The sequence below is a fragment of the Silicimonas algicola genome (genome assembly GCF_003148765.1).
Lineage (GTDB): Bacteria > Pseudomonadota > Alphaproteobacteria > Rhodobacterales > Rhodobacteraceae > Silicimonas > Silicimonas algicola.
In genome coordinates, this window is sequence record NZ_QGGV01000001.1 from 103,720 (window position 1) to 116,930 (window position 13,211).

Here is a 13,211-nt window from a genome sequence, read left to right on the forward strand (position 1 = left end):
CCTGCGGCTCTACTTCGGCGTAAAATCGTCAGAGGGAAGACCGACATGAAAGACACGACCGACACCCGCCACCTGAGCTGGGACGAGTGGGACGAACTCAAAAGCCCGCGCCCTGCCGAGACCGGATTCGACCGCGTGGTCGACATCGCGCTCAGCCGCCGGGGTTTCCTGGGCGGCGTACTCGCCTGGGGATCGGGCGCCGCTGCCATGGGGGCGGGGACGCTTCTGTCGTCGACCTCGGCGCAGGCAGCCGCCAGCCGCTTCGCCTTCGAGGGCATCGCGGCCCAGACCGACGCCACGATTCACGTCCCGCAGGGCTATGCCTGGTCTACGCTCGTGCGCTACGGCGACCCGCTGTTCTCGGACGCGTCGGAAATGGCGCAGGACGCCGCCTTCGCGCCCGACGCGGCCGCCCGCGTCTTCGGCGAGAACACCGACGGGATGGAGCTGTTCGAGATCGATGGTCGCCAGGTCATCGCGGTGAACCACGAATACGCCAACCCCGAGATCAACCTGCCCGCCAGCGCGGGCGAGGTGACGAGCGCGGACGACGTGAAGACCCTCCAGAACCTTCAGGGCGTCGCTGTCTTCGAAGTCGCGCGTGAGGGGGACACCTGGTCGGTCGTGCTCGACTCGCCCTTCAACCGCCGCATCACGCATCTGACCGAGATGCGCCTGACCGGACCGGCGGCGGGCCACGACCTGCTCAAGACCTCGGCTGACGCGACGGGCACGTCGGTCCTCGGCACGCTGAACAATTGCGGCGCGGGCAAGACGCCCTGGGGCACCTATCTGACCTGCGAAGAGAACTTCAACGGCTACTTCGGCTCGACCGACGCCACGGTCGAGATCACGCCCGCCTTCAAGCGCTACGGCATCGGGGCCGAGGGCCGCTATGCCTACGAGGCGCACGATGCCCGCTTCGACATCTCGCAAGAGCCGAACGAACCGAACCGCCACGGCTGGATTGTCGAGATCGACCCCGCCGACCCGGCCTCGGTTCCGGCGAAGCGCACCGCCTTGGGCCGCATTAAGCACGAGAATGCCGCCTGCGCGCTGACCCGCGAGGGCCATGTCGTTGTGTACATGGGCGACGACGAGCGGGGCGAACACCTCTACAAGTACGTCTCGAACGGCGTCTACGCGCCCGGCGTCGACACGGACAGTCTGCTGGACGATGGCCGGCTCTACGTGGCCGTCTTCGACTGGGACGGCACGGGCGACTGGGTCGAGCTGACGCCCGAGACGACCGGGATGGAGACGGCCGAGATCCTGGTCCACACCCGCATGGCGGCCACTGCCGTGGGTGCCACGACGATGGATCGGCCCGAGTGGGTCGCCGTGAACCCGGTCTCGTGTGAGGCCTACTGCGCGCTCACCAACAACTCGCGCCGGGGCGTCGCAGGCGATGACGGCACCGTCGCGATGAAGCTGAACGCGCCCAACCCGCGCGAGGCCAACGAGTTCGGCCAGATCGTGCGCTGGTATCCGACGAACGAGGACCACGGTGCCGACAGCTTCCGCTGGGACCTCTACGTGATGGCGGGCAACCCGAAGGCGGCCGAGGGCGCGCACAAGGGCAGCGCCAACATCACCGAGGGCAACATGTTCAACTCGCCCGACGGGATGATGTTCGACACCTCCGGCCTTCTCTGGATCCAGACCGACGGCGAGGACTCGAACGAAGGCGTCTTTGAAGGGCAGGGCAACAACCAGATGCTGGCCGGCGACCCGGCGACGGGAGAAATCCGCCGCTTCCTCACCGGCCCCAAAGGGTCGGAGGTCACGGGCCTGACCTGGTCCGCCGACCGCTCGACCATGTTCGTCGGCATCCAGCACCCCGCCGCCCCCTTCCCGGACGGAGAAGGAATGCTGCCCCGGTCGTCCATCGTGGCCGTCTGGCGCGAGGACGGCGGCCTCGTCGGCTGACCCCTCGATCTGTCGTGACGAGTGCAGGGCCCGGTGGCGACGCCGGGCCCACTTGCCGTTGTGCGGAGCCGCACAGGTCCCGTTCGGGACCTTATCTGGCGCGCAGGCGTCCTATCTAGGACGAATGACTGCGAGAGGAGACAGATCATGGGCAAGCTTGTCGAGGGCGTTTGGAAGGACATCTGGTACGACACCTCCCAGTCGGGCGGACGCTTCGAGCGGTCCACCACCGCCTTCCGCAACTGGGTCACCCCGGACGGAAGCGCCGGACCCACGGGCGAGGGCGGCTTCAAGGCCGAAGCGGGGCGCTATCATCTCTATGTCTCCTACGCCTGTCCCTGGGCGCATCGCGCGTTGATCTTCCGCAAGCTGAAGGGGCTCGAAGACCTGATCCCGGTCTCGGTCGTGCATCCCGAGATGCTGTCCGACGGCTGGACCTTCGACGCCGATTACGAGGGGGCGACGGGCGACGGGCTGTTCAACCTTCCCCACCTGCGCGACGTCTATATCCGCGCCGAGCCCGACGTCTCGGGCCGGGTGACTGTCCCGGTCCTCTGGGACAAGACCCGCGACACCATCGTGTCGAATGAAAGCGCCGAAATCATCCGCATGTTCAACTCGGCCTTCGACGGGCTGACGGGCAACACCGACGACTATTGGCCCGAGCACCTGCGCGAGCGGATCGAGAAGGTGAACGCGCGGGTCTACGACACCGTCAACAACGGCGTCTACAAGGCCGGTTTCGCCACGACGCAGGACGCCTATGACGAGGCCGTCGGCGACCTGTTCGACAGCCTCGACTGGCTGGAGGGGATCCTCGGGAAGAACCGCTATCTGGTCGGGGACCGCATCACCGAGGCGGACTGGCGGCTGGCAACCACGCTCTTCCGCTTCGACCCGGTCTATCACACGCACTTCAAGTGCAACCGGAACTACCTGCGCGACTATCCCAACCTCTGGGCCTATGCGCGCGAGTTGTACCAATGGCCCGGCGTGGCCGAGACGGTCAACTTCGACCACATCGTGCGCCACTACCACTATAGCCACGAGACCATAAACCCGAACCGGATCATCCCGATCAATCCGGTGCTGGACTGGTCCGCGCCGCATGGGCGCGACCGTCTCAAGGCGGCCTGCGCCCGACGCGGCTGGCGATCAGGGCGACCGGACCCGCCGTCTTCTCATAGTCCAGCGGCGCCTGCTCGGCGGTAGGCGTCGCTCGCTTGTATTCAAAGACCATCTCGCCACCGTCCGCCTCGGACGCCACGATGAGGCATTGCGACAGGTGCCGCGCGCCGTCATAGACGTCGACCAGCCCCCGCAGGTGCGGGGCGTCGTCGGCATCGAGCGCGAACCCGTCGGTCCAGTGTCTGAGAATGACGAAGGTCCGGTCGCCCGCCTTGACCCTCATCCGGCTCTTCTTGCGAAGCGTCTGCTTGCGGGCCAACTCGAGCCCCTCACGCACTTCTTTCGGCAGATATTCCGACATAATGCACTCCCCCCGGGGACGATCCTGCAACGATTCGTCCATTCCGCAAAGCGGGGTGAAATACTGTCTCCCGCCACGGGACGATGACCGAAGAACGCGATATGCTTGTGACAGTTCCGCAGCGTCGGGTCAGAGACGCTCGCGGTAGATCACCTGTTGCGCCGCGCCCGCACCCATAAGCCAGAGCGAGGTCACCACGAGGCCCCAGTGCGCGAAGCTTTGCGGGTCGAACCCGACGGCCGCTGCCCATCCTGCGAAGACCGTCCAGAGCAGCGCCACGGGCAGCGAGATCCAGCGCCACCGCGCGGTGCGCACCGGATGGATGAACTTGATCGGCAGCAGCATCGCGACCGCGAGGATGCAGACCAGAAGCAGGATCACCCAGAAGCTGGGCTTGATGGCGAAGAGGACGAGGACGACCATGTTCCAGCAGGCGGGAAAGCCCGAGAAGGAATAGTCCGACGTCTTCATCCGCGTGTCCGCAAAATAGATCGCAGACCCGAAGGTGATGACGATGATCGCGGCCCACCCCGTCCAGCCCGGCATCAGCCCCGACTGGAACAGCGCGAAGGCCGGAATAAAGACATAGGTCAGGTAGTCGATGATGAGATCCAGAAGCGCGCCATCGAGCCGGGGCGCGTTGATCCCGACGTCGGTCTTGCGCGCGAGAGGCCCGTCGATGCCGTCCACCGCAAAGGCGACCACCAACCAGAAGAACATCGCCGCCCAGTCGTTCTTGGCCGCCTCAAGGAGCGCCAGCATGGCAAAGACCGCGCCCGAGGCGGTCAAAAGGTGGACAAGGTAGGCCTGCGTCTTCCGCGTCATCGGTCCCTCATGCCTGATCCGGCTGTCGGGTGCAAAACGGTTCTCGACCGCAAAAGGTCCTCACTCCGCCGCCGCACGCGGATGCGACGCTTCGTAGACCTCCATCAGCCGCGCGGTATCGACGGCGGTATAGGCTTGCGTGGTCGACAGCGAGGCATGGCCCAGAAGCTCCTGGATCGCGCGCAGATCGCCGCCCGCGTTCATCAGGTGTGTGGCGAAGCTGTGGCGCATGGCGTGGGGGGTCGCCGTCGCCGGTAGCCCGAGTTGCGCCCGTGCCTGCTCCATCACCTTCTGGATATGGCGCGGCCCCAGGCCGCCGCCGCGCATGGCGCGGAAGGCGGGGGCCTCCGGCGTCAGATCGAAGGGGCAGGCCTCGGCATAGGCCGCGACGGCACGCCGCGCGACCGGCAGGACCGGCACGATCCGCTCTTTCCCGCCCTTGCCGAAGATCCGCAGCGACTCGCCCAAAGGCAGGTCCCGGCCCATCAGGCCAAGCGCCTCCGAGATCCGCAGCCCGCAGCCATAGAGAAGCGTCAGCACCGCCTGGTCGCGGAGGCCCGTCCAACCGGCGCTGGTCTGAAGCTCGACTGTCTCGATCATCGCGCGCGCGGCGTCCTCGGCCAGCGGGCGCGGCAGCTTGTTCTTGAACCGCGGCGTGCGCGTCATCAAGACGGCCGAGGGGTCGAACCCCTCGCGCTCGGCCATCCAGGCGACGAAGTTCTTCACCGCCGACAGCGCCCGCGCCAGCGACCGCGCCGAAAGTCCCCGGGCGCGCTCGTGCGCCATCCAGGACCGCATGTCCTGAAGCGTCAGCCGTCCGATCCGCGCCGTGCCCGCGCCGTCTCCGTCATGCGTCTGGAGAAAGGCCAGAAATGCCGCCACGTTCGAGCCATAAGCCTCGACCGTGCGCGGCGACCGCCCGCCCACGGCGGCCAGCTCGGCCAGCCACCGCTCCAGCGCGTCGCGGAGGCCGGGCTGGATCACCCCAGCCAGCGCCGCATGGCGCGTTCGAAGACCGATCCCATGAAGTCCAGAAGGTCCGTGCCCTGCGTCGGCGCGAAATGCAGCGGATCATCCGAGGCGAAGGCCAGCATCCCCGGCAGGCGGCCTGCGCCGAAGTCGAGATAGATGCAGGCTTCCGACTGGATCCACCCCGCGCCGCGCCCGAAGACGAGGCCGGCGTTGCCGTCGGTCTGGCGCAGCGTGACGCGCCGGATCGGACGCCCTTGCCCCATGTAGTCTCCCACGAAGCCGGGCTGCACCACGGTCAGGACGTCGCTGCCGAGGTTCGCGTCGGGCATCTCCTGGCTTTCCAGGACAAGGCGCACGAGGTTGACCTGCAGGATGTCGGCCACGTCCGTCCCGATGCAGGACAGGAAGCCCTCGAAGGTCAGAGGCTCGAGGAAAGACACGATGGCGCGATGCACCTGGTTCATGCCCGCGAGGTTCTCGTAGGCCGCCGCGATGACCGAGCGGTGCGTGTCTTCCAGCCGCTGGAGTCGTGCCTCGAGACGGTCCATCGCCACACCGCGAAGGTCGACGACATTGCCGCCAAGCGACCGGTCGTTCGCCGTGATGAGCGCCCGCATTACATCCGGATCCTCGAGGATCACGTCGGGTTGCTGAAGAATTCGCGTGCGCAATTCGTCGGCGAAAGCGTGCTGCTCGCTCATTGGTCCTGCCTCTCATGGACGCCGCTCTCATGGCGGCTGTAGGTCGGGAAACCTTGGCAGGCGCCCGGCGCTGTCGCAAGCGTCTTGGTCACGCAGTTCCCCGGACGCGGCAGGGAAGCCACGGTCAGAGGAGGGGCAGCACCGCGCCGGGGTTCATGATGCCCTTGGGATCGAGCGCCGTCTTGATCGCCCGCATGGCGGCCAGCTTGGCGGGGTCGCCCCAGCGTTGCAGTTCGCCCACCTTCTTGCGGCCCACGCCGTGCTCGGCGCTGAAGCTGCCGCCCCGCGCGACGACCATCTCGTGGACAAGGTCCGACACGTCGTGCGACCGCGCCATGTAGGCGTCGCGGGTGTCGCCCCTCTGCGGGAAGAGGTTGTAGTGCAGGTTGCCGTCGCCCAGGTGGCCGAAGCAGGCGATGCGGCCCGGTGCGATCGCGGCGATCGCCTCCGGCGCCTCGGCGATGAACCCTGCGAGTTCGGACAGCGGCAGCGAGATGTCGTGCGACGCGATGGCGCCGATCCGGCGGTTCGCCTCGGGGATGGTCTCGCGGAAATGCCAGAAGTCGGCGCGCTGCTGCCCGCTCTGCGCCACCGCGCCGTCGCTGACGAGGCCGGCTTCGAAGGCATCCTCGAAGAGTGCGGTCATCATCTCCTCGGGGTCCGCGCCGGGGCCGGTGCCCAGTTCGGTCAAGATCGCCCACTCCGGGAACGTCTCGAACGGCTGACGCGCCTCGGGATGCGTCTCGGCCATCATGTCGAAGTTCGTGCGCGAGATCAGCTCGAAGGCCGACACCGCCTCGCCCGCCCGCTGTCGGAAGAGCGTAAGAAGCGCGATGGCCGCGCCTGGGTCGCGCACGACGAGGAAGGCCGTCGCGATTTGCGCGGGGCGCGGGAACAGGCGCATCGCCGCTCCCGTGATGATGCCGAGCGTGCCCTCGGACCCGATCAGCAGGTGGCGCAGATCGTAGCCCGTGTTGTCCTTCCGCAGCCGCTTCAGCCCGTTCAGGATCGAGCCGTCCGGCAGCACCGCCTCGATCCCGAGGCACACGTCGCGGACCATGCCATAGCGCAGGACGTTCAGCCCGCCCGAGTTCACCGCCAGCCCGCCCCCGATCCTCGCGCTGTCCTGGCTGCCGTAGCTGACCGGAAACAGCCGCCCCGCCGCCTCGGCCGCCGCCTGCGCCTCGGACACCGTCACGCCGGCGTCGAGGACGATGGTATCTTCCTCGGGATAGATCGCGCGCACGCGGTTCATCCGTTCGAGAGAGACGATCAGCGGTACGGGCCCCTCGGACGAAACCTGCCCGCCGACAAGACCCGTGCCGCCGCCATAGGGCTGGATCCCCACTCCCGCAGCGGCGCAAGCCTTCACCACCTCGGATACCTGGTCGGTATCGGACGGCAGCGCCACGAAGCCGGGACGGCCATGATAGACGTCGCGCGGCTCTTCCAGGTAATTGGGTGCGGCGGGTTTCACGGTCACGCCACGAAGGGCGAGCGCGTCGGCGAAGGCTTGGTCGGCGTCTGTCAGCATGGGCCAAGCGGTAGGTCCGGGCCCCGAGAGTGTCAATCCAGCGAGGGTGCCAGAAAGCCCGGTTGCAGCACGACAACCGTCGGCCGCGACGGCAAGGTGCGCAGCGACACCTCCATCTCGCTGCCGTCACGGACGTCGACCGCGAACTCGTCCGAAACGCCCACAAGGAAACGCTCCAGCGACGGCCCCGAGAACCAGTGCATCGGCAGGACGACCGAGGACCGCAGCCGCTTCACGATCCGGATCATCGTCGGGATGTCGACCGTCATGCCGCCGTCCACCGCCGCCATCACCACGTCCAGCCGCCCGATGGCGGCATAGGTCTCGTCCGACGGCTCGTGGTGAAGGTGTCCGAGATGCCCGATGCAGAGACCGGCGACCTCGAAGATGAAGATCGAGTTGTTGTCGGTGATCCGGTCGCCGCCAAAGCCGCCCCGCACGTCGGTGGTCACGTTCCGGACCAGCATCTCGCCCAAATCGAGGTAGTGGTCGGCCGGCGCGCCCTCCTGCCGCCAGCCCTCGAGAATGTTCGGGATCGACGGGTCGGGAATGGCGGTCCAGTGACTGCTGTGCGAGTTGTTCATCGTCACCACGTCCGGCCGCGGACCGCCCGAGCCCGTGAACCCGTTGAAGTCCGTGATGACGTCGAGCCCGCCCTCGGTCTGGATCAGGTACATCGAGTGATCGACATAGGAGATCCGCACCGTCTCGGCGTCGGGCAGGGGGTCGGACCATGCGGCCCGCCAGACAAGTTCGGGCGAGGCGTCGGCGATGGCGATGCAGTGGCTCGGCATCCGGTCCTGCGCCAGCGCGGGCAGGCCGACGGTAACGAGGGCGACGGCAAGGGTCAGTCGGAGCATGGGGAAACCTCCTGTGCCAAAGCCTAGCGGACAGGTCGGCCAGCGCCAATCACGAGCGGGTGAGGGACGGCAGGAGCGGGCTTGCATGATGGGGAAGAGATGAAGCGGCAGGCACGCAGTTGCGAAGTGCCAAGGCTTTGGACAGACTGCGCCCCAAAGGGAGGGACAGCATGACCACCTACGTTATGGCGATCGACCAGGGCACGACCTCCAGCCGGACGATCCTGTTCGACGCCGACCTCCGTATCGTGGCCTCTGCCCAGCAGGAGTTCCCCCAGCACTTCCCGGCGTCGGGCTGGGTCGAGCACGATCCCGAGGACCTGTATCGCACGGTGGTCGAGACCGCGACCGCCGCGATGGACAAGGCCGGCGCCACCGCCGCCGACATCGCCGCCATCGGCATCACCAACCAGCGCGAAACGACGCTGGTCTGGGACCGCGACACCGGCAAACCCTTGCACAACGCCATTGTCTGGCAGGACCGCCGCACGGCGGACTACTGCGCGAGGCTGAAGGCCGACGGTCACGAAGAGACGATCACCGCCAAGACGGGCCTGATCGCCGATCCCTACTTCTCGTCGACAAAGGCCAAGTGGATCCTCGATCAGGTCGAGGACGCCCGCGACCGCGCCCGCATCGGCCGGCTGATGTTCGGCACGGTCGATAGCTGGCTGATCTGGCGTCTGACCGAAGGACGCTCGCACGTCACCGACGCGACCAACGCCGCGCGCACGATGCTTTACGACATCCACAAGGGCGATTGGTCCTCGACGATCTGCGAACTGCTGGACGTCCCCCGCGAGATGCTGCCCGAGGTCCGCGACTGTGCCGACGACTTCGGCACCACGACGGTCTTCGGCGGCGACATCCCCATCCTCGGCGTCGCGGGCGACCAGCAGGCGGCGACCGTGGGTCAGGCGTGCTTTTCGCCCGGCATGATGAAGTCGACCTATGGCACGGGCTGCTTTGCGCTGCTCAACACGGGCGATGCGCCGGTCCGGTCGACCAACCGGCTTCTGACCACCATCGCCTATCAGTTGGACGGCAAGCCGACCTATGCGCTCGAAGGCTCGATCTTCATTGCCGGCGCTGTGGTGCAATGGCTGCGCGACGGGCTGGGACTGATCGAGGCCGCCAAGGAGACGCAGGCGATGGCCGAAGGCGCGGACGCAAGCCAGTCGCTGATCCTCGTGCCCGCCTTCACCGGCCTGGGCGCGCCCTACTGGGATCCCGATTGCCGGGGCGCGGTCTTCGGCCTCACCCGCAACTCGGGCCGCAAGGAGCTGGCGCGCGCCGCGCTCGAAAGCGTGGGCTTCCAGACCCGAGACCTTCTCGAGGCGATGCGCGGCGACATGGGCCACGACAGCGAAGGCGTCCTGCGCGTCGACGGCGGCATGACAGCCAGCGACTGGACCATGCAGTTTCTCGCCGACATCATCGGCGCCCCCGTCGACCGCCCGCAGGTGCTGGAAACGACGGCGCTCGGCGCGGCCTGGCTGGCGGGAATGCGCGCGGGCGTCTATCCGGACGCCGAGGGCTTTTCGAAAGGCTGGGCGCTGGAGCGCCGCTTCGAGCCGACGATGCCCAAGGACGAGCGGGACACGAAATACGCGCGTTGGAAGAAGGCCGTGGCAGCGACGATGTCCGTCTGACCTGCCGGGGTTGCCGGGGACTGAACCCTCGCTAGGTGCGAGTGGTGCGAGGGGAGACACCAGATGCAAAGCCTGACCGTCAAGACGCAGCCCATCGAGGGCCAGAAGCCCGGCACCTCGGGTCTGCGCAAGAAGACCCGCACCTTCATGGAGCCGCACTACCTCGAGAACTTCGTGCAGGCGATCTGGAACGGCATCGGCGGCGCAGAGGGGAAGACCTTCGTCGTCGGCGGCGACGGGCGCTATTTCAACGACCGCGCGGTGCAGGTGATCCTGCGAATGGCGGCGGCCTCGGGCGCCGCCAAGGTGATCGTCGGGCAGGACGGCATCCTGTCGACCCCCGCCGCCTCGCACCTGATCCGCAAGCGCGAGACCGACGGCGGCATCATCCTTTCGGCCAGCCACAACCCGGGCGGTCCAGACGAGGATTTCGGCATCAAGTTCAACGGCCCGAACGGCGGTCCCGGTTCGGAAGATCTGATGAACCGCATCTTCGACGCGACGACGTCACTCGCCTCATACGCGATCGTCGAATCGCAGGACATCGACATCTCGACACCCGGCACGACGACTCTCGGCGGCATGGAGGTCGAGGTCGTGGACCCCGTCGCCGATTACGCCGCGCTGATGGAGAGCCTCTTCGACTTCGCAGCCATCCGCGACCTCTTCGCCTCCGGCTTCACCATGTGCTTCGACGCCATGCACGCCGTGACCGGCCCCTATGCCGTAGAGATCCTGGAACGCCGCCTCGGCGCGCCGAAGGGCACTGTCGTCAACGGCACACCGATGCCCGACTTCGGTGGCGGCCATCCCGACCCGAACCCGATCTGGGCCAAGCCGCTGGTCGACCTCGTGATGGGTCCGGACGCCCCCGACTTCGCCGCCGCCTCCGACGGCGACGGCGACCGCAACATGATCCTCGGGCGCGGGCTCTACGTCACGCCCTCCGACAGCCTCGCCGTCCTCGCCGCGAACGCGCACCTCGCCCCCGGCTATGCAGGCGGCCTCAAGGGCGTGGCTCGCTCCATGCCGACAAGCGGCGCCGTCGACCGCGTCGCCGAGGCGCTGGGTTTGGACTGCTACGAGACGCCTACCGGCTGGAAGTTCTTCGGGAATCTTCTTGACGCCGGCAAGGTGACCCTGTGCGGCGAGGAAAGTGCCGGCACCGGCAGCGACCACGTCCGCGAGAAGGACGGGCTTTGGGCGGTGCTGCTCTGGCTCAACATCCTCGCCGAAACGGGACAAGGCGTCGGCGACCTGATGCGTGCGCACTGGCAGCGCTTCGGCCGCAACTATTACACCCGCCACGACTACGAGGCGGTCGAGAACGCCCGCGCCAACGCGCTGATGGACGACCTCCGCGCGCGCCTGCCCGGGCTTGCGGGACAGACCTTTCCGGCGGGCACCGTCAGCGCGGCTGACGAATTCGCCTACGACGACCCCGTCGACGGCTCGCACTCGGAAGGGCAGGGCATCCGCATCCTCTTCGACAACGGCAGCCGCATCGTCTATCGCCTGTCAGGCACCGGGACGGTGGGCGCGACCTTGCGCGTCTATCTCGAGGCGGTCGAAAGCGACCCGTCGAAGCTGGAACGCCCCGCCGCCGAGGCTCTGACGCAGGTGGTCGAGACCGCCGATCAAATCGCGGGAATCGAGCGTCACACCGGCCGGACCGCTCCCGACGTCACGACCTGACGGCAGCTTTCCGCTACGTCCACCGCCCTGTCGCGCGAATGTCGCGCAACCGTCACGCGAATCTGCTATGGCTGGGTCAGTGGTGGGACGATCCGACAAACCCTGAACCCTGGGGGCGACCGATGACACTGCACGGTTCCGACGACAGACTCCGTTTCCTTTTGGCCGAGGACGATACCGTCGCGGCCATCGACATCGAATGCATTCTCGAAGATCTGGGCCACGAGGTCGCGGCCATCGCCGTGGTCCCCGCGATGGCGCTCCGCGCCCTCAGAGGCGACGCGGCGCATGTCGACGCGGTGATCTTCGGTGCCTCGCTGTTGGGCCTGCCATCCGATGACCTGTCGCGCTGGCTGCGGCGCGCGGGGATCCCGGGCGTCGTCACCTCGCGTGAGCCTGCCGCCATCGTCCGCACCATGGGCTTCCACGAGCCCTGCCTCGAAAAGCCCTATGCACGGCCTGCCGTCGAGGTCATCTGCGCACAGCTTCTCCAGGCCCGACACACCTACGCCGCCTGACGCCTAGTCCCTGTGGTAGGGCGCGCCTGCCAGAATCGAGGCGGCCCGATAAAGCTGCTCGGACAGCATCACGCGCACCAGCATGTGCGGCCAGACCATCATCCCGAAGGACAAACGCGCATCGGCGGCCTCCAGCAGCGCCGGATGAATGCCGTCGGCGCCGCCGATGATGAAGGCGACCTCGCCGCGCCCCTGGTCGCGCCAGTCCGCCAGCATCGCCGCGAACTCGGGCGAGGTCATCACCCGGCCGCGTTCGTCCAGCGCCACGACGACATCGGCGCCCTGAACCGCGCGGCCAAGCAGGTCGGCCTCGGCCACCATGCCGCCCTTCTTCGCTTCGATTTCGTGGATGGTTGCGGGACCGAGCCCCAGCGCGCGCCCGGTTCGGTCGAACCGCGTGAGATAGTCCGAGACCATGTCGGCCTCGGCGCCGGCCCTCAGACGGCCGGCCGCCGCGATCTTGACGCGCATAACCCTGGGGTCAGGCCCGGCCGGTCGCCGCTGCCTCTTTCGGCGACAGCCACATCTTTTCCAGCTGATAGAACTCGCGCACCTCGGGGCGGAAGACGTGGACGATCACGTCGCCCGCGTCGATCAGCACCCAGTCGCCGGTTTCCTTGCCCTCGATCTTGGACAGCCGCCCGTGATCCTGCTTCAGCCTGTCGACCACGGCATCCGCGATCGAGGAGACCTGCCGGGAAGACCGGCCCGTCGCGATAACCATCCAGTCGGCCATGCTCGATTTGCCGCGAAGGTCGATCTTGACGATCTCCTCGGCCTTGAGGTCTTCCAGCGTTGCGAGGATGTGGACGAGCAGTTCGTCGCTCGAAAGGGTGCCGGTCATCACAGGACCGGCCGTTCCGGCGGCCACGCTGGCCGCGTCTTGAACCTGGGACAGGACATCGTCCTCCTACGTTTCACCACGGAAAAACGGCGCCGGGGCCCGCCGGTTCCAATGTAACATCGCAATGTGGCGATTCCAACATGCCGCCCCGACCATGCGCGGATCCGCCCCGTCGGCCAGCGGATTGCCCGG

At 67.4% G+C, this 13,211-nt stretch carries 13 protein-coding genes; 5 read left to right on the forward strand and 8 right to left on the reverse strand.

Annotation, left to right across the window (positions count from 1 at the left end; genetic code table 11):
* Positions 1–45 precede the first annotated feature (45 nt).
* Positions 46–1,929, forward strand: coding sequence for a PhoX family protein (locus C8D95_RS00455; protein WP_109757192.1), 1,884 nt, complete (start codon positions 46–48; stop codon positions 1,927–1,929).
* 147 nt (positions 1,930–2,076) lie between these two features.
* Positions 2,077–3,141, forward strand: a complete 1,065-nt coding sequence (locus tag C8D95_RS00460) for a glutathione S-transferase family protein (protein ID WP_109757193.1) — start codon at positions 2,077–2,079, stop codon at positions 3,139–3,141.
* Here the strand turns inward: C8D95_RS00460 and C8D95_RS00465 are convergent.
* The 6 genes from C8D95_RS00465 to C8D95_RS00490 form a co-directional block, all read right to left on the reverse strand.
* The gene (locus C8D95_RS00465) at positions 3,053–3,418 is read right to left on the reverse strand and encodes a hypothetical protein (protein ID WP_109757194.1); all 366 of its coding nucleotides are present in this window, start codon (positions 3,416–3,418) and stop codon (positions 3,053–3,055) included. The two genes, C8D95_RS00460 and C8D95_RS00465, sit on opposite strands and share 89 nt — an antisense overlap.
* A gap of 129 nt (positions 3,419–3,547) precedes the next feature.
* Entirely contained in the window at positions 3,548–4,243 is a 696-nt protein-coding gene (locus tag C8D95_RS00470) for a CDP-alcohol phosphatidyltransferase family protein (protein ID WP_109757195.1), read from the reverse strand.
* Positions 4,244–4,303: 60 nt separating this feature from the next.
* Positions 4,304–5,227, reverse strand: a complete 924-nt coding sequence (locus tag C8D95_RS00475; protein WP_241239772.1) for a tyrosine recombinase XerC — start codon at positions 5,225–5,227, stop codon at positions 4,304–4,306.
* The gene (locus C8D95_RS00480) at positions 5,224–5,916 is read right to left on the reverse strand and encodes a DUF484 family protein (RefSeq protein ID WP_109757197.1); all 693 of its coding nucleotides are present in this window, start codon (positions 5,914–5,916) and stop codon (positions 5,224–5,226) included. The genes C8D95_RS00475 and C8D95_RS00480 overlap by 4 nt, the downstream gene beginning before the upstream one ends.
* Before the next feature lie 124 nt (positions 5,917–6,040).
* Positions 6,041–7,450: an FAD-binding oxidoreductase gene (locus tag C8D95_RS00485; RefSeq protein ID WP_109757198.1), complete on the reverse strand. Its 1,410-nt coding sequence runs from the start codon at positions 7,448–7,450 to the stop codon at positions 6,041–6,043.
* A 32-nt stretch (positions 7,451–7,482) separates the two neighbouring features.
* Positions 7,483–8,310: an MBL fold metallo-hydrolase gene (locus C8D95_RS00490; RefSeq protein WP_109757199.1), complete on the reverse strand. Its 828-nt coding sequence runs from the start codon at positions 8,308–8,310 to the stop codon at positions 7,483–7,485.
* A gap of 170 nt (positions 8,311–8,480) precedes the next feature.
* Here C8D95_RS00490 and glpK point away from each other — a divergent pair, with 170 nt between their 5' ends.
* The 3 genes from glpK (at position 8,481) to C8D95_RS00505 (ending at position 12,175) form a co-directional block, all read left to right on the forward strand.
* A complete protein-coding gene (gene glpK, locus C8D95_RS00495) occupies positions 8,481–9,962 on the forward strand; it encodes a glycerol kinase GlpK (RefSeq protein ID WP_109757200.1) in 1,482 nt (493 codons plus the stop codon).
* A gap of 63 nt (positions 9,963–10,025) precedes the next feature.
* Positions 10,026–11,657, forward strand: coding sequence for an alpha-D-glucose phosphate-specific phosphoglucomutase (locus C8D95_RS00500; protein WP_109757201.1), 1,632 nt, complete (start codon positions 10,026–10,028; stop codon positions 11,655–11,657).
* A 122-nt stretch (positions 11,658–11,779) separates the two neighbouring features.
* Positions 11,780–12,175 carry a response regulator gene (locus C8D95_RS00505; RefSeq protein WP_109757202.1) on the forward strand — a complete coding sequence of 132 codons (396 nt, stop codon included), beginning with the start codon at positions 11,780–11,782 and terminating at the stop codon, positions 12,173–12,175.
* Positions 12,176–12,178: 3 nt separating this feature from the next.
* Here C8D95_RS00505 and rlmH read toward each other — a convergent pair whose 3' ends face one another.
* Positions 12,179–12,646: a 23S rRNA (pseudouridine(1915)-N(3))-methyltransferase RlmH gene (gene rlmH, locus C8D95_RS00510; protein WP_109757203.1), complete on the reverse strand. Its 468-nt coding sequence runs from the start codon at positions 12,644–12,646 to the stop codon at positions 12,179–12,181.
* A gap of 10 nt (positions 12,647–12,656) precedes the next feature.
* Positions 12,657–13,019: a ribosome silencing factor gene (rsfS, locus tag C8D95_RS00515; protein ID WP_109757908.1), complete on the reverse strand. Its 363-nt coding sequence runs from the start codon at positions 13,017–13,019 to the stop codon at positions 12,657–12,659.
* Positions 13,020–13,211 lie beyond the last annotated feature (192 nt).